The sequence below is a fragment of the Bacillus sp. LJBS17 genome, from assembly GCF_019334685.1.
In the GTDB taxonomy this organism is placed as follows: Bacteria; Bacillota; Bacilli; order Bacillales; family Bacillaceae; genus Bacillus; species Bacillus subtilis.
In genome coordinates this window covers 1,492,254-1,508,086 of record NZ_CP079759.1, presented here as the reverse complement: position 1 = coordinate 1,508,086, position 15,833 = coordinate 1,492,254, and the positions used below count along the sequence as shown (strand labels likewise).

Annotated in this window: 17 protein-coding genes; 8 read left to right on the top strand and 9 right to left on the bottom strand. The window is 42.2% G+C overall.

Annotated elements, in window-relative coordinates:
- Positions 1–82: 82 nt before the first annotated feature.
- Together KXZ66_RS07830 and def are read left to right on the top strand one after the other, a co-directional pair.
- Positions 83–241 carry a YjcZ family sporulation protein gene (locus KXZ66_RS07830; RefSeq protein ID WP_014476697.1) on the top strand — a complete coding sequence of 53 codons (159 nt, stop codon included), beginning with the start codon at positions 83–85 and terminating at the stop codon, positions 239–241.
- 109 nt (positions 242–350) lie between these two features.
- Positions 351–905, top strand: a complete 555-nt coding sequence (gene def, locus KXZ66_RS07825; RefSeq protein WP_151870254.1) for a peptide deformylase — start codon at positions 351–353, stop codon at positions 903–905.
- Between the two features lie 35 nt (positions 906–940).
- Here def and KXZ66_RS07820 read toward each other — a convergent pair whose 3' ends face one another.
- Positions 941–1,714, bottom strand: coding sequence for a Cof-type HAD-IIB family hydrolase (locus KXZ66_RS07820; protein ID WP_015252170.1), 774 nt, complete (start codon positions 1,712–1,714; stop codon positions 941–943).
- Positions 1,715–2,099: 385 nt separating this feature from the next.
- Between KXZ66_RS07820 and rnpZA the strand changes: the two genes are divergently transcribed.
- Together rnpZA and rnjA are read left to right on the top strand one after the other, a co-directional pair.
- Positions 2,100–2,309 (top strand): RNA polymerase subunit omega 1, encoded by a 210-nt coding sequence (gene rnpZA / locus KXZ66_RS07815; RefSeq protein ID WP_003222303.1) that lies wholly within the window; start codon positions 2,100–2,102, stop codon positions 2,307–2,309.
- 5 nt (positions 2,310–2,314) lie between these two features.
- A complete protein-coding gene (gene rnjA, locus KXZ66_RS07810) occupies positions 2,315–3,982 on the top strand; it encodes a ribonuclease J1 (protein ID WP_003245660.1) in 1,668 nt (555 codons plus the stop codon).
- Between the two features lie 33 nt (positions 3,983–4,015).
- Here the strand turns inward: rnjA and ade are convergent, their stop codons facing one another.
- From ade to abhA, 5 genes are all read right to left on the bottom strand, one after another.
- Positions 4,016–5,749, bottom strand: coding sequence for an adenine deaminase (gene ade / locus KXZ66_RS07805; RefSeq protein WP_032725625.1), 1,734 nt, complete (start codon positions 5,747–5,749; stop codon positions 4,016–4,018).
- Positions 5,750–5,904: 155 nt separating this feature from the next.
- Positions 5,905–6,570, bottom strand: a complete 666-nt coding sequence (gene ktrC / locus KXZ66_RS07800) for a Ktr system potassium transporter KtrC (protein ID WP_003222311.1) — start codon at positions 6,568–6,570, stop codon at positions 5,905–5,907.
- 62 nt (positions 6,571–6,632) lie between these two features.
- On the bottom strand, positions 6,633–7,460 hold the full coding sequence (locus KXZ66_RS07795) for a gamma-glutamylcyclotransferase family protein (protein ID WP_128740304.1): 828 nt from the start codon (positions 7,458–7,460) through the stop codon (positions 6,633–6,635).
- Between the two features lie 15 nt (positions 7,461–7,475).
- On the bottom strand, positions 7,476–8,762 hold the full coding sequence (gene kinC, locus KXZ66_RS07790) for a two-component sensor histidine kinase KinC (RefSeq protein WP_003232333.1): 1,287 nt from the start codon (positions 8,760–8,762) through the stop codon (positions 7,476–7,478).
- A gap of 189 nt (positions 8,763–8,951) precedes the next feature.
- On the bottom strand, positions 8,952–9,230 hold the full coding sequence (gene abhA, locus KXZ66_RS07785; RefSeq protein WP_003244728.1) for a transcriptional regulator AbhA: 279 nt from the start codon (positions 9,228–9,230) through the stop codon (positions 8,952–8,954).
- 283 nt (positions 9,231–9,513) lie between these two features.
- Between abhA and mreBH the strand changes: the two genes are divergently transcribed.
- The 3 genes from mreBH to KXZ66_RS07770 all read left to right on the top strand — a co-directional run bounded on the left by mreBH (position 9,514) and on the right by KXZ66_RS07770 (position 12,097).
- The gene (mreBH, locus tag KXZ66_RS07780) at positions 9,514–10,521 is read left to right on the top strand and encodes a cell shape-determining protein MreBH (RefSeq protein ID WP_003245743.1); all 1,008 of its coding nucleotides are present in this window, start codon (positions 9,514–9,516) and stop codon (positions 10,519–10,521) included.
- 100 nt (positions 10,522–10,621) lie between these two features.
- Positions 10,622–10,756 carry a protein YkpC gene (locus tag KXZ66_RS07775; protein ID WP_003238865.1) on the top strand — a complete coding sequence of 45 codons (135 nt, stop codon included), beginning with the start codon at positions 10,622–10,624 and terminating at the stop codon, positions 10,754–10,756.
- 108 nt (positions 10,757–10,864) lie between these two features.
- Entirely contained in the window at positions 10,865–12,097 is a 1,233-nt protein-coding gene (locus tag KXZ66_RS07770; protein WP_003232341.1) for an aminopeptidase, read from the top strand.
- A gap of 33 nt (positions 12,098–12,130) precedes the next feature.
- On the opposite strand, the gene KXZ66_RS07765 is transcribed toward KXZ66_RS07770, so the two are convergent.
- Positions 12,131–13,042 (bottom strand): ketopantoate reductase family protein, encoded by a 912-nt coding sequence (locus KXZ66_RS07765; RefSeq protein ID WP_032725622.1) that lies wholly within the window; start codon positions 13,040–13,042, stop codon positions 12,131–12,133.
- 57 nt (positions 13,043–13,099) lie between these two features.
- Complete coding sequence (locus KXZ66_RS07760) at positions 13,100–14,722, bottom strand: ABC-F family ATP-binding cassette domain-containing protein (protein ID WP_003232344.1); 1,623 nt, start codon at positions 14,720–14,722, stop codon at positions 13,100–13,102.
- A 180-nt stretch (positions 14,723–14,902) separates the two neighbouring features.
- Between KXZ66_RS07760 and KXZ66_RS07755 the strand changes: the two genes are divergently transcribed.
- Positions 14,903–15,172, top strand: coding sequence for a hypothetical protein (locus KXZ66_RS07755; protein WP_003232345.1), 270 nt, complete (start codon positions 14,903–14,905; stop codon positions 15,170–15,172).
- A gap of 33 nt (positions 15,173–15,205) precedes the next feature.
- Here the strand turns inward: KXZ66_RS07755 and sipT are convergent, their stop codons facing one another.
- Entirely contained in the window at positions 15,206–15,787 is a 582-nt protein-coding gene (sipT, locus tag KXZ66_RS07750; protein WP_003232348.1) for a signal peptidase I sipT, read from the bottom strand.
- Between the last annotated feature and the right edge of the window lie 46 nt (positions 15,788–15,833).

Here is a 15,833-nt window from a genome sequence, read left to right as displayed (position 1 = left end):
TTTTTGTTTTTACATAGGTTATATTAGACGCTATGCCTACTTATAAAGGCTCTGGCGTAATTAAAAGAGGAGGTTATGTAATATGTATGGATATGGTTACGGCGGAGGCTGCTGCAGTTATGGTGGTTACGGATATGGTGGCTACGGATATGGCTACGGCCGCACCTTTGCGCTAATCGTTGTTTTATTCATTCTGTTAATCATTGTCGGAGCTGCTTATTTAGGCGGAGGCTGTTGTTAACCACACAGCATGAAATTGACCAGCCATATACGGCTGGTCATTCGTTTCGTTGCACCTTTGTGAAGAAATCCGATATAATTTACATATTAAGCTTTAGGAGTGAAGTTTCTTGATTACTATGGAAAACATCGTACGTGACGGCCATCCAGCCCTCAGAGAGACTGCCGAACCTGTTGAGCTGCCTCCAACTGATGCAGAAAAACAGCAGCTGGCCGACATGATCGAATTTGTTAAAAACAGCCAAAATCCGGAATTAGCCGAAAAATACAAGCTGCGCCCTAGCGTAGGGCTCGCAGCTCCTCAAATTAATATCAAAAAACGAATGATCGCCGTTCATGCGGAAGATGCTTCCGGTAAATTATACAGCTATGCTCTGTTTAATCCTAAGATCGTCAGCCATTCAGTTGAAAAAAGCTACTTAACAAGCGGCGAGGGCTGCCTCTCTGTAGATGAAGCGATTCCCGGTTATGTTCCCCGCTATGCTCGCATCAGAGTAAAAGGAACAACACTAGAAGGCGAAAATATTGATATTCGTTTAAAAGGATTTCCGGCTATTGTGTTTCAGCATGAGATCGATCATTTGAACGGCGTTATGTTCTATGATCATATTGATAAGGAAAATCCTTTCAAAGAACCTGAAAATGCAATCGCAATTGAGCGCTAAAAGAAAAAACGGCTGGCACAATGCCAGCCGTTTCTTTATTTTAAAAGGCCCAATTCTTTGACAGCGTATGCAATTCCATCTTCGTCCACCGGCTTTGTTACAAAGTCCGCGATTTCTTTCAGTTCGGGAACAGCATTTCCCATAGCAACGCCTGTCCCTACATATTCAATCATTTGCAGATCATTTAATCCGTCGCCGAAAGCATATGTATCGCCGATATCAAACGGAAGACGCTCAATCACTTTTTTGATTCCTTCTGCCTTCGAACCTCCGTGCGGCAGAACATCAGTCGATAGCTCATGCCAGCGAACTAGATCAAACTCAGGAAAAGCGGCATAAGCTTTTTCTTCTTCATCCTGACAAAATAAAAGAAGCTGAAAAATTTCTTTTCCTTCATAAAAAAGGTCATCGGTCTCTGGGTAATCGGTTTTAAGGCTGCCGATTCCCTCGAGAACATGAGGGTGATCCGCAACAGTCGCTTTCATCGTGTCCTCGGCCATAAACACAACAGGATGCTTGCCTTCATCCGCCTGCTTTAATAATCGTCTGATTGCATCTTCAGGCAGCGGATTTTTATAAATCACTTGATTTTCAAAGACAACAAACTGTCCATTGTAGGAAATAAATGAGTGGATGCCCAGCTCCTCTAAAATCGGCTTAACCAAAAATGGAGACCGGCCGCTGGCAATAAACACATGATGCCCTTGGCGCTGCAGCTCCGCCACGGTTTTTCTCGTACTTTCCGGTATATTCTTATCATGATCATATATTGTGCCGTCAATATCAAAAAAGATTAATTTAGAATCCATCGCAACTTCCCCTTTATCGTCTTGGTCTGCAATTCCCACCCTCATCATACAAAAAGATTGTCATTCAGCAAACAATTTCGTTCAAAAATCATATTAAATTCCATTAATAACCACGAAAAGTCTTCCTCAATCTCCGTATACTATTTGTATAAAAGAACTCTGGGACAAATTTTTCATTAAAGGAGGGACTGGCTAATGCTGCGTAAATTAAGAAAGAAACTCAGAAGACAATGGAACGGAATGCTCCGTAAGAAAGCAATTGCCTGACAAGGGATCTTTCACTTTTTGAGAGATCCTTATTTTGCTCAAGGCTTTCCTTATATTCCGTTTTCGAATATAATAGAATGAGCGAGTCTAACATACGGCATTTAAGGAGAGATTTGGAATGATTTATAAGGTATTTTATCAAGAGAAGGCTGACGAAGTACCTGTTCGGGAAAAGACAGATTCACTTTATATTGAAGGCGTATCTGAGCGTGACGTCAGAACAAAGCTGAAAGAAAAGAAATTTAATATTGAGTTTATTACACCTGTTGATGGTGCATTCTTAGAATATGAACAACAGAGCGAAAATTTTAAAGTATTGGAGTTATGAGCGGTATGAAATTTGTAAAAAATGATCAGACTGCTGTTTTCGCCCTCGGAGGTTTGGGCGAAATCGGTAAAAATACGTACGCGGTGCAATTCCAGGATGAAATTGTACTGATTGATGCGGGGATCAAGTTTCCCGAGGACGAACTGCTCGGAATTGACTACGTCATCCCTGATTATACGTATTTAGTCAAAAACGAAGATAAAATTAAAGGGCTTTTTATCACCCACGGGCACGAAGACCACATCGGCGGTATTCCATACCTGCTCAGACAAGTGAATATTCCTGTATACGGCGGAAAACTCGCGATCGGCTTACTTCGGAATAAACTTGAAGAGCATGGATTATTAAGACAGACGAAACTGAACATTATCGGCGAGGATGATATTGTAAAGTTCCGCAAAACGGCTGTGTCATTCTTCAGAACAACACACAGTATTCCGGATTCCTACGGCATTGTTGTAAAAACGCCGCCCGGAAACATCGTACATACTGGGGATTTTAAATTCGACTTTACTCCAGTCGGCGAGCCGGCAAACTTAACGAAAATGGCCGAAATCGGTAAAGAAGGCGTTTTGTGCCTTCTTTCAGACAGCACAAACAGTGAAAATCCGGAGTTTACCATGTCTGAGCGCCGTGTAGGAGAAAGCATTCATGACATTTTCCGCAAGGTGGACGGCCGAATTATCTTCGCTACATTTGCGTCGAATATTCACCGCTTGCAGCAGGTAATTGAAGCTGCTGTACAAAATGGAAGAAAAGTTGCCGTATTTGGACGCAGTATGGAATCGGCTATCGAAATTGGACAGACACTCGGTTATATTAACTGTCCTAAAAATACGTTTATTGAGCATAACGAAATCAATCGTATGCCTGCTAATAAAGTAACAATTTTATGTACAGGAAGCCAAGGGGAACCAATGGCGGCGTTATCAAGAATTGCAAACGGCACACACCGCCAAATTTCAATCAATCCTGGGGATACAGTCGTATTTTCTTCATCCCCTATCCCAGGCAACACAATCAGCGTGAGTCGAACAATCAACCAGCTGTATCGTGCGGGTGCTGAGGTTATTCATGGCCCTCTTAACGATATCCATACATCCGGTCACGGCGGACAGGAAGAACAGAAGCTGATGCTTCGTTTAATCAAACCTAAATTCTTCATGCCGATTCACGGTGAGTACAGAATGCAAAAGATGCATGTCAAACTTGCAACAGATTGTGGCATCCCAGAGGAAAACTGCTTTATCATGGATAATGGTGAAGTATTAGCGCTTAAAGGCGACGAGGCTTCAGTTGCAGGAAAAATCCCGTCCGGTTCAGTGTACATTGACGGAAGCGGTATCGGTGATATTGGCAATATCGTACTTCGTGATCGCAGAATTCTCTCTGAAGAAGGACTTGTCATCGTTGTTGTCAGCATTGACATGGACGACTTCAAGATTTCAGCGGGCCCAGATTTGATTTCCAGAGGATTTGTGTACATGAGAGAATCTGGCGACTTGATCAACGACGCTCAAGAGCTCATTTCAAATCACTTACAAAAAGTAATGGAACGAAAAACGACTCAATGGTCTGAAATCAAAAACGAGATTACAGACACGCTTGCACCTTTCTTGTACGAAAAAACAAAGCGCCGTCCAATGATCCTGCCGATCATTATGGAGGTTTAAAAAAAGAGGCACTCCCTAAGGGAGTGCCTCTTTTTATTGCAGTGATATGTGTTGAAATGATTTTACATCGAATAAGCCCGTAGTCGTCATTTTAATATCAGGAATGACAGGCAACGCTAAAAACGACAATGTCAAAAATGGATTAAATCCGCCTGTGAAACCGATTAACGGCAATTTATCATGCAGCGTCAGCAAGCTTTGATTCACTTGCTCCGCAGAATGCTCGGATAATAACCCTGCAATCGGCAGCGGTACTGAATGGAGCTCTTCCCCATTTTTTATAATCGTTAATCCTCCGCCAATTTCCTGCAGCTTATTAACTGCCGCCGCGATATCCTCATCATTCGTTCCGACAGCAATAATATTATGGGAGTCGTGTGAAATGGTTGTGGCAATCGCTCCGCTCTTGAATCCAAAACCTTTCACAACACCAAGTCCGGTTTCTTTTAATCCTTTATGCCGCTCAACAACTGCAATCTTTAACAAATCAAGCTCAGTGTCAGGCTCAAATTCGCGGGCAACAGGAGCCGGAACTTGTACTAATCTTGTTTCAAGCTGATTTGGTATGATTTGAATGACATTGATCTGCTGCTCTGAATCGATTGGCATATGAAAATCCTGTTTGTTAAGAGGATCAGCAAGCTTAACAGAATCAAGCAGTGCCTGATCTGGTGCTGCAGTTGAAGCATGATCCTGATAGACCGCTTTGCTGTCTTCAGCAACAGTCTGCCCTTTTACCATCGTCATTGTGACAGTGACATTTTCCAGATCAGATACAAAGAGCAAATCAGCGTCAAAACCCGGGGCAATCGCTCCCTTTGTATCTAATCCGTAGCATTCGGCCGCATTGAGGCTTCCTAATTGATAGGCTAAAAACGGATCAAGTCCAGCTTGAATCGCCATTTTCACCTGATGGTTTACACTTCCCTCTGACAATAAATCATCCACATGCTTATCATCCGTACAAAAAAAGAACCGGCGTGCGTTCTTTTCATTCACCGCCGGCAGCACATTGAGCGTGTTTTTGGCGACTGATCCTTCACGCATCATGACATACATGCCCCTTCTGATACGATCAAGGGCTTCTTCCTTCGATGTTACTTCATGGTCATTTAAGACAAATGCGGTTCTGTAAATGTTAACGAGGTCTGTTGATAAACCAGCTAAATGACCGTCTATCCGTTTTCCTGCAACACGGGCATCGAGCAGTTTCTGAACCATGTCTTCTTCAGCCTGCTGAACCGACACATAATCCATAACTTCAGCCAGTCCTAATACTTCTTCTTCTTCATAAAAAGGCTTGAGATCGGCAGCTTTAAGAATTGCGCCTGATCGCTCAAAACTTGCGGCAGGCACACTGGAAGGAAGCATAAAATGGATATTCAGCGGTGTATGCCGAGCTTGTTCAAGCATAAACACAATCCCTTTTTCACCAGACACATTCGCGATCTCATGCGGATCTGTAACAACCGTCGTCACGCCATGAGGCAACACTGCTTTAGCGAACTCAATCGGTGTAACCATTGACGACTCAATATGTACATGTCCATCAATAAAACCCGGAACAATCATTTGTCCCTTTGCATCAATGGTATTTTCACCTTCATACTCACCGAGGCCTACAATAACTCCATCTGTAATCGCAATATCTTCATATATCCATTCTTGATTATATACGTCCATGATTTTTCCGTTCTTAATGACGATATCAGCTTTTTGTCTTTGGGCTGAAGCATTCAGCCTATTGACTAGCGCTTCTTTATTCAAATAGGCCCCTCCTCTTTTTTATTATATGGTACAATATGCTATCGGAACGCCTGTGCTTAGTCAATGAAATTTTAAGAAATTGGCGCTCAGTTCATTAAAGTTGTTATATTCTGATAATACGAAAAACCGCCCTTTGAGGACGGCTTATTTGACTGCTATTTAGTATGAAGAACTCTTTTTTCAAAACGGGAGATGTCTGTAACTGATCCAATAACAATGAGTATATCTTCTTGGTGGATGACTTCGGTTGCAAGCGGTGATACGATGACTTCCTTGCCCCTTTTTATGGCTACGATATTAATACCGTATTTTGCGCGAATATCTAAATCGAGAAGTGTATTTCCAGCCAGGCGGCTGTTAGCTACGATTTCAACAAGACTATGCTCTTCAGACAGCTCCAAATAGTCAAGTACATTGTTGGACACGATATTATGCGCAATTCGTTTTGCCATATCGCGTTCTGGGTGGACGATGTGATCCGCGCCAATTTTAGACAGCACTTTTTCGTGATAATCGTTCTGCGCTTTAACTGTAATCGTATGGACGCCAAGTTCTTTCAGAATGAGTGTCGTTAAAATACTCGCTTGAATATTTTCCCCGATTGCTACAATAACATGGTCAAAATTTCGCAGGCCTAAATTTTTCAGGACAGATTCGTCTGTCGAATCACCGATAACTGCGTGAGATGCAATCTTGGCATACTCGTTGACTTTATCTTCATCGATATCCATTGCCATAACCTCGACGCCTTCTTCGCTTAATGCTTTGCAAATACTGCCACCAAAACGGCCCAGCCCAATTACCGCAAATTCTTTTTTCATCGTGGTGCTCCTTTATATGACATGATATTGATCAAATTTTATCATATTCTTTTGTTACAGTGTTATCCTTTTGGCAGCGAATTCATATGCCGCTTGAGCTTTTCAGTAAACTCAGGCGACAAATACAGCTCCGCTCCGCGTTCGATTTCAATCTGATAGTGCTGAGGCGGGGCAATTTCCGCTTCTTTTTGGAGGACGAGAAAGGTTAAGCAGTCTTTGTAGTGCCTTCCGCCAGCTTCAACGTCTACAAATGCCGGCCGATACGTAAGAGATTCGACGCCCTCCCTTTTAAATAGATAGGAGAGAGCAGAATAAGGAATACGGTATAAAACGCCTTCTGTTGTTCCTCCGTCTTCCAACATGTCCGCTCTTGAACCGTCATCCCTTTTTAGCGTGAAGCGGGTTGTGTATCCTTTTAAAACAGCTCTTCCTACTGGATCTTGAAAATAGTGATCGACTCCCGCTTTTTGAAAGCGGGCATTATCCATGCATGATCCATAGGCAAAATAATAAATGGGATTTTTCGATTTGCTGATCATCTGATGTTCTTTCCAGTCGCCGCTGCTTATTTTCGTAAAACCGGCACACCCTTCTTTGTTCATAAAATAAATAAGCGCATTTTTAATCCCGACATCCGTTTCTACAAACACCGTTTGTTTATGATATCCTTGAAAAAATTGATCGAGCTTATGTATACACAATTCATCTGCTTCATATACTTCGCCGTATATATAGCCTTCGCCATTAAAAACAGCTGTGGGCCCCTCTTTTGCAGCAAACAAACTTCCCTTTGTTCTCGCCTGCTCATTGATACATGCCGATTGTGCCAGCAAATGATGGGTTTTTTCATGCTTTCTTAATGTCCCATATACAAACAGAAGCGAGTTCACTGTATTTTTCTCCTCTCAGCTGTCTGATTTTAAAGGCAAAACCACTTGAAAGACGCTGCCTTTTCCAGCTTCACTTTCGATTTTCAATTCCCCGTCATGTTCCTTCAGGATTCTCAAACAAATGGGAAGTCCCAGTCCAGTGCCCTTTTCTTTTGTTGAATAAAAAGGTTTGCCAATCTGCTTCAGCTTTTCCTGCGGCATGCCGTTTCCTTCATCCTTTACGCTTATCACTGCATGAGAGGCGGTTTTAGCAGTTGAAATGGTTACGACACCGCCCTTTGGCATTGCCTCAATTCCGTTTTTAATGATGTTGATAAAGACCTGCTTCAGCTGATTTTCGTCTCCATTAATCATACAGCCATCTGTCTCTTTGAAATTTTTCTCTATGACGATATTGGACAGAATTGCATTGGTATCAAGCAATGTCGTGACTTGTTTCAAGATCTCATTAAGCTGGTGTGTTTTAAATGTGATTGCCTGCGGTTTTGCAAGCAGCAGCAGCTCGCTGAGCACTAAATCGATTCTTTTAATCTCTGAAAAGATGATGTCAAAATAGTCTTTTCTGTCCGGATATTGTGTTTTCATAATCTGGAGGAAACCGCTGACAGATGTTAAAGGGTTTCTGACCTCATGAGCAATACCTGCGGCAAGTTCACTTGTGATTGATAGTTTCTGGGATTCCCTCGCCAGCCGTTCATTAATCTCAATGAGCTCATCTTCAGCCTCTTTCCGCTCAGTGATATCTGACATTGTACCCAGGCTGCCTGTAAATTGGTCATCCCGGTCATAGTAAAGTTTATAATGAACTTCTCCCCAAAAAATCGTGCCGTTCTTTGTCACGTATTTTGCCGTAAACATGCCAGAAGACGCTTTGTTTTGGATTTGGGTGTTAATGTGGTCGGCTACGTGCTTTTCTTTTATGAAGTAATCGTTATACATTGTTCCCATACATTCACTGATTGAAAAGCCGGTTATTGATGCCCACGCTTGGTTTAAATATGTAATTTCGCCTTTTGCATTCGTTTGAAATACGATTTCCTGCAAATTATCCATGATGCGGTTTTTTTCTTCAGAAAGCTGTTTATACTTCCATTCGTTATCCTTCATTTTCTTAACCAGCTGCTGTTTCTCATCAATATAATAAGCCAGCATCCAGACACTTACCAGCGTGACTGCAGTATACACAATATCAACAGGCCAATTAATCGGGTTTTTGCCTATAAAATAAAATAAATAATCCCAAAACATTATAAAAATCATTGCCAAAATGATGGAAATGATACGCGCTTGATATTTTCTCATATGACCACCTGCCGCTTGTGTTTCTCTACTTATTGTACCATTCTTCGACAAATAATTGAGTAAAATATGTAAAGTATCCCAAATCATTCATTACCAAATATCTTGATGTCTTATCTTAGGCGGCGGTAATCAAAAATTGGCACGCAAAAAAGGCGGAGATGACATCGCTCCGCCTTTTTTAGCATAATTTTATTCTTTTAAAGCGGCTTGAATTTCTTCGAGAAGCAGCTGTGCACCCTCAGGGCTTAGCGTAATTTTACCGTTGCCGTATTCTTTATTTTCTGAAGTGATTTCTCCAGTCATTAAACAAACGCCATGAGGTTTGTACTTTTTCAAGATAATTTTATCTCCGTCAACAAAAAACTCAATGCTGTCTTTTATGGCAATATCCAATGCCCGTCTCAACTCAATCGGCATGACAATGCGGCCTAATTCATCTACTTTTCTCACAACACCTATTGATTTCATAAAAACCCTTCTTCCTTTAAATGTTTCTTTTCTCATGTAATGTTTTAAGGATGTACCTCAATATATCGTAGACGAATGAAACTTTGAAAAAGTTTCCCGCTTTCTATAAGAATTACAAGATATTTTTTCCATAAAACCGAAAAATGTATTACTTCTGTTACACAGTTCCTTGATTTTTTACAAAAACATTTCTTTACCGACGCACACCCCCAAAAATCGCAGTATTTCTGAGAAACTTTAAATGTAGAATCATATTAAATTAGGATAGAGATTGGGTGAAAACATGTTTCAATCAACTGAAATCGGGATTGACTTAGGAACAGCTAATATACTTGTTTACAGCAAAAATAAAGGGATTATCCTAAATGAACCATCTGTTGTCGCAGTGGATACGACGACAAAAGCAGTGCTTGCAATCGGAGCTGATGCGAAAAACATGATCGGTAAAACACCGGGAAAAATTGTCGCTGTCAGACCGATGAAAGATGGCGTGATCGCAGACTATGATATGACAACTGACCTGCTAAAGCACATTATGAAAAAAGCCGCAAAAAGCATCGGCATGTCGTTCAGAAAACCGAACGTAGTCGTTTGCACACCATCAGGCTCAACAGCAGTAGAACGCCGCGCCATCAGTGATGCGGTGAAAAATTGCGGCGCGAAAAACGTTCATTTAATCGAAGAGCCAGTTGCAGCCGCCATCGGAGCGGATTTACCGGTTGATGAGCCGGTTGCCAATGTGGTAGTAGATATCGGCGGAGGGACGACAGAGGTCGCTATTATTTCCTTCGGTGGCGTTGTTTCCTGCCATTCTATCAGGATCGGCGGAGACCAGCTTGATGAGGATATCGTTTCTTTCGTCCGTAAAAAATACAATTTGCTGATCGGCGAACGCACAGCTGAGCAGGTAAAAATGGAAATTGGCCATGCTCTGATTGAACATATACCAGAGGCAATGGAAATTCGGGGACGCGACCTCGTGACAGGTCTTCCAAAAACCATTATGCTTCAATCCAACGAAATTCAAGATGCAATGCGTGAATCCCTCCTGCATATTCTTGAAGCCATCAGAGCGACACTTGAGGACTGTCCGCCTGAATTGAGCGGAGATATTGTTGATCGCGGCGTTATTTTAACAGGCGGCGGCGCGCTCCTTAATGGAATTAAAGAATGGCTCACAGAAGAGATTGTCGTGCCTGTACACGTGGCGCAAAACCCGCTTGAATCTGTAGCAATCGGCACAGGCCGTTCTTTAGAAGTGATTGATAAGCTGCAAAAGGCAATTAAATAGTCTTTACCCGCAAAATTCTCACACGCGGCAAATTTCTTGCTTCTTTTTTCCTCACTTCCTTCATATTGTGGGAAATGGAGAAACGTTAAGGAGGAAACAGATGCTAAGAGATTTAGGAAGAAGAGTAGCGATCGCAGCCATTTTAAGCGGAATTATTCTTGGAGGCATGAGCATTTCTTTGGCAAATATGCCTCATTCGCCTGCAGGCGGCACTGTAAAACTGAATCATCCATAATATTGAAAAACCCAAGACGTGTCGTTTTGGGTTTTTCACTTTGGGCTCCTTCTTTCCTTTATAGGATCATATTTGATATGATGAGAAAAAAGCTTGGAGGAATGATTCATGGATTCATTTTCACAGAAATTAAATACATATGCACAGCTGGCGGTAGAAGTCGGCGTTAATGTCCAAAAAGGCCAGTATGTAGTCGTAAATGCTTCAACAGACGTTCGGGATTTTGTCCGTTTAATTGTAAAACACGCATATGAAAAGGGCGCAAAAAACGTCACCGTGAATTGGCAGGATGACGAAGTCGCCAAATTAAAATACGAACTTGCGCCGTTTGAAGCATTTGAAGAATATCCTGAATGGGAAGCAAAAGGCAGAGAAGAGCTTGCCAAAAATGGAGCTGCTTTCATTTCTGTTGTGTCGTCAAACCCAGACTTGCTAAAAGGTATAGATTCCAAACGGATTGCGGCATTCCAAAAAGCAGCAGGCAAAGCATTACATACATACAGACAATATATTCAATCAGACAAAGTCAGCTGGACTGTCGTAGGTGCGGCATCAGCAGGCTGGGCTCACAAGGTGTTTCCTGGCAAATCAGAGGAGGAAGCGATCCACCTTCTGTGGGAAGAAATTTTTAAAGCGACGCGCGTAAATGAAGACAACCCGGTTCAGGCGTGGATCAATCATGACCAAAATCTTCATGAAAAAGTTGACCATTTGAACGAGAGACATTACGCTGCCTTACATTATCAAGCTGAAGGAACTGATTTAACAATTAAGCTGCCTAGGAAGCATGTTTGGGCAGGTGCGGGAAGCGTGAATGAAAGCGGCCATGAGTTTATGGCCAATATGCCGACAGAAGAAGTGTTCACGCTGCCGCAAAAAGACGGGGTTGACGGTGTGGTATCAAGCACAAAACCATTAAGCTACGGCGGAAATATTATTGAAAATTTCACCCTGACGTTTGAAAATGGCCGTATAGTCGACATTAAAGCTGAAAAAGGTGAGGATATTTTAAAAGAACTGGTGGAAACAGATGAAGGTTCTCACTATTTAGGTGAAGTGGCACTTGTTCCTTACGATTCGCCTATATCACAATCAAACATTCTTTTCTATAACACGCTGTTTGATGAAAACGCGTCAAATCATTTGGCGATCGGAAGCGCCTATGCCTTTAATATTGAAGGCGGAAAGCAGATGTCTCGTGAAGAGCTTGTCAAAGAAGGCCTAAATGAGAGCATTACACACGTGGACTTTATGATCGGTTCTAAGGATATGAATATTGACGGAATTACGGCAGACGGGAAAAGAGAGCCTATCTTCAGAAACGGAAATTGGGCTTTTTAAGTAAATAAAAGGAGGCTTTTCCGCCTCCTTTTTTTATTTTTCTGCTTCATACATTTGCAGATTCGCATAAACGGTTTCTAATACTGGTGCAGCGAGAGATAAACGTTTAGCTTTTTCAAGCAAAAATCCATGCAGGTGGTCGCCTTCTGTCGTTTGGCCGTTTTCCATATCCCGAAGCATGGAGGACTTCATATGATAAGACATGCTGGTCATCGTACGAAAGCTCTCTTCCTCAAGATCCGGATCAGCCGGAACACCTTCTTTTCGTAAAACAGCGCAAATTTCCCCAATAAGAGTTTGAGCCGTGTGACGTCCGGCTTCTGTGGCGAGGATTGGGCCAAGCGGTCGTTGAAATAACGTTGTGATCCCCGCTTGCGCTGCAATAAAGAGATACTTTTTCCAAATGTCCTTCTCGATATGCCCGCTAATGATGACTTCAGCCTTCACACCTGAAAATACCTCTTCAAGCGCTCTTATCCGCTCCGTACGCTCGCCGTTCCATTCTCCAAATACAAAACGATGTGATGCGCTCGTATGATGAATTTCTCCTTTGTTGTCTAAAGCACTTTCTATAAAACACAGGCCGCCCAGCACCTGTTCTTTTGAAAATGCCGCAAATAGCTGCTCATAGTGGCGGTACCCATTTAAAAAAGGGATAATGACAGATTCCTGATGGATAAATGGTTTGACATCGTCTATCACTTGACCAAGCGAGTATGCTTTAGAAGCAATGATAACGACATCAAATTGCCCTGTTTCTCCGGCACTGATTAGTTCGGGCTGAAATGATACATTCCCTTTTTCACTATGGATGACAAGCCCGGTTTTTTTCAGCTGCTCAGCTCGTTTTTGGCGCACGAGAAATGTCACATCATTTCCTTTCTCCGAAAGCCGTCCGCCAATATACCCACCTACTCCACCTGCTCCGACAACCAAAAATTTCATGTTGTGATCTCCTTTCATATTTAGGTATCAAAAAAAGCAGAGAAATCTCTGCTTTTTTTATTCCGCGTATAGTTCAGTCAATTTTTTCTGCACATCAGCATTTTCAAGGAACTCGTCATAGCTCATTTGCTTATCGACGATGCCGTTAGGTGTAATTTCTATAATTCTGTTGGCAATGGTCTGCACAAACTGATGGTCATGGGAAGTAAACAGCATAGCGCCTTTAAAGCTGATTAAGCCGTTATTGAGCGCTGTAATGGACTCTAGGTCTAAATGGTTAGTTGGCTCATCCAAAATTAAAATATTGGCGCCAGAAAGCATCGCTTTCGACAGCATACAGCGGACCTTTTCTCCCCCGGAAAGTACATTTGCTTTTTTGTGGACTTCCTCTCCAGAGAACAGCATCCGTCCTAAGAAACCGCGTAAAAAGCTCTCACTTTGGTCGTGCGGAGAATATTGGCGAAGCCAGTCTACAAGGTTCAGATCACTGCCTTCGAAATATTCGCTGTTGTCTTTTGGAAAATACGCTTGAGACGTGGTAACACCCCATTTAAACGTTCCGCTGTCAGCTTCCATTTCCCCGGAAATGATTTTAAACAGCGTAGTAACAGCAAGTTCATTTCGGCCAGTGAAAGCAATTTTATCTTCTCGATTCATAATAAAGCTGACATTGTCAAGCACCTTTACGCCATCGATTGTTTTTGTTAAGCCTTCCACGCGAAGAACATCATTTCCGATTTCCCGTTCCGGCGTGAAGTTAACATAAGGATAGCGGCGGGAAGACGGTTTAATATCATCCAGCGTGATTTTTTCGAGAAGTTTCTTTCTTGATGTAGCCTGCTTAGATTTAGACGCATTGGCGCTAAATCTAGCGACAAACTCTTGAAGCTGTTTAATCTGCTCTTCTTTTTTCTTGTTCGCTTCTTGAGAAAGCTTTAACGCCAGCTGGCTTGACTCGTACCAGAAATCATAGTTTCCGACATAGATTTGAATTTTGTTAAAATCAAGGTCGGCAATGTGGGTACATACTTTATTTAAGAAGTGGCGGTCATGGGATACGACAATAACTGTGTTTTCAAAGTTAATCAGAAATTCTTCAAGCCACTGGATTGCCTGAAGGTCCAAGTGGTTCGTCGGCTCATCGAGGAGCAGAACATCCGGCTTGCCGAATAATGCCTGTGCCAAGAGAACTTTTACCTTCTCCGAACCGCCGAGGTCTGCCATCTTTTTTGTGTGCAGATCTTCTGAGATACCAAGGCCTTTTAACAGGATCGCAGCTTCACTTTCCGCTTCCCAACCGTTCAGTTCCGCAAATTCACCTTCTAGCTCAGCAGCACGAATCCCATCCTCATCTGAGAAATCAGGCTTCATGTAAATAGCGTCTTTCTCCTGCATGACTTCATACAGGCGTTTGTGGCCCATAATGACCACTTTCAGCACTTCATACTCTTCGTACTCAAAATGGTTCTGCTTCAAGACGGCAAGACGCTCGCCAGGACTCATATGCACGTCGCCTGTCTGAGGCTCGATTTCGCCTGACAGCACCTTTAGAAACGTTGATTTACCGGCACCGTTTGCACCAATTAACCCATAGCAGTTGCCTGGGGTAAATTTAATATTAACATCTTCAAATAACTTGCGATCCGCAAACCGCAAGCTTACATTATTTACAGCAATCATTTATTATCCTCCATCATGTCTATCATCAATAAAAGTATACCATGAATGCAGGGCAAGAGAAATGATTCCCTGATAAAACAGAGAGAAAACACTTATACACCCAAACCAGCCAGCTGTGTTACAATTAAAGAGAGAGAATGCATCCGCTCGGAAAATTACACACTCTCATGGAGGAACACGTTGAGGCTTTTAACACTTACTGAATATTGCTTACTGATCTTTTTTACGGGCTTTTACCTTGCCGTAACAGGCTTTACCGCCAAAGATATCGGCTTATATATAGGCATAGCCCTTATTTACATATTTTCGCACATTTTTTCTAAACGGCTTTTAGAAAAGCGCGGAAAAGAGAACAAACAGGTTCACCTTTTCTTCAGTGTGCTAGCTATTATCGGTTCAGTGTTCATCACGGTTTTATGCATTGCATTGGTCGCTTCTTTTTCAAAATAAAAACGCCTGCTGTCCTAGGCCAGCAAGGCGTTTTTATTTTGTTTGACGCATTTCGTTAAACGGGAAAAAGACAAACTTCGATGTGCCGACAATTCGATCTTCCGCGATCAGTCCCAGCCCGTTTCGGCTGTCCATAGAATTTAGCCTGTTATCTCCCATGACAAAGTATTTGCCTTTCGGAACCTTAACCGGTCCAAAGTCTCCTGTCAGACTGACACCAAGTTTTTCTGCTTCCTTCTTGTTTTTAGACAAGTAAGGCTCGGCTACTTTTTTACCGTTTATATAAAGCGTGTCATCCTTCATTTGAACGGTTTCTCCAGGCTTTCCGATCAATCTTTTTACATAATGGATTTTAGAAGTTTCACCGTTGATAATAACGATATCTCCGCGCTTCAGCTCGCCGATATAGTTGACTGTTTTATTCACAAACAGCCTTTCTCCGTCATGTAATGTGGGATACATAGATGAACCTTCAACTAAATACGGTTCAAACAAAAAGTGACGGATCAGGAGAGCCAGCAGAACAGCGATGACAATCGCTTTACCCCATTCCAGGTACGTATTGGTTTTTTTCTTCGCCGTTTTCTCAGTATTCGTATTTTTTTCCTCGGTCAAAGTGTTTCCTCCTAGACAATTGCTATGTCAGTTGTTTCTCTTCTTT

What these genes read in the sequence shown, in the direction of transcription:
- KXZ66_RS07830 (WP_014476697.1), top strand. Translation starts at nt 83, where the DNA reads ATGTATGGATATGGTTACGGCGGAGGCTGCTGCAGTTATGGTGGTTAC.
- ktrC (WP_003222311.1), bottom strand. Translation starts at nt 6,570, where the DNA reads ATGAAAAAAGAATTTGCGGTAATTGGGCTGGGCCGTTTTGGTGGCAGT.
- KXZ66_RS07765 (WP_032725622.1), bottom strand. Translation starts at nt 13,042, where the DNA reads ATGAAATTTTTGGTTGTCGGAGCAGGTGGAGTAGGTGGGTATATTGGC.
- rnpZA (WP_003222303.1), top strand. Translation starts at nt 2,100, where the DNA reads ATGATTTATAAGGTATTTTATCAAGAGAAGGCTGACGAAGTACCTGTT.
- rnjA (WP_003245660.1), top strand. Translation starts at nt 2,315, where the DNA reads ATGAAATTTGTAAAAAATGATCAGACTGCTGTTTTCGCCCTCGGAGGT.
- kinC (WP_003232333.1), bottom strand. Translation starts at nt 8,762, where the DNA reads ATGAGAAAATATCAAGCGCGTATCATTTCCATCATTTTGGCAATGATT.
- mreBH (WP_003245743.1), top strand. Translation starts at nt 9,514, where the DNA reads ATGTTTCAATCAACTGAAATCGGGATTGACTTAGGAACAGCTAATATA.
- abhA (WP_003244728.1), bottom strand. Translation starts at nt 9,230, where the DNA reads ATGAAATCAATAGGTGTTGTGAGAAAAGTAGATGAATTAGGCCGCATT.
- KXZ66_RS07770 (WP_003232341.1), top strand. Translation starts at nt 10,865, where the DNA reads ATGGATTCATTTTCACAGAAATTAAATACATATGCACAGCTGGCGGTA.
- KXZ66_RS07775 (WP_003238865.1), top strand. Translation starts at nt 10,622, where the DNA reads ATGCTAAGAGATTTAGGAAGAAGAGTAGCGATCGCAGCCATTTTAAGC.
- KXZ66_RS07820 (WP_015252170.1), bottom strand. Translation starts at nt 1,714, where the DNA reads ATGGATTCTAAATTAATCTTTTTTGATATTGACGGCACAATATATGAT.
- KXZ66_RS07760 (WP_003232344.1), bottom strand. Translation starts at nt 14,722, where the DNA reads ATGATTGCTGTAAATAATGTAAGCTTGCGGTTTGCGGATCGCAAGTTA.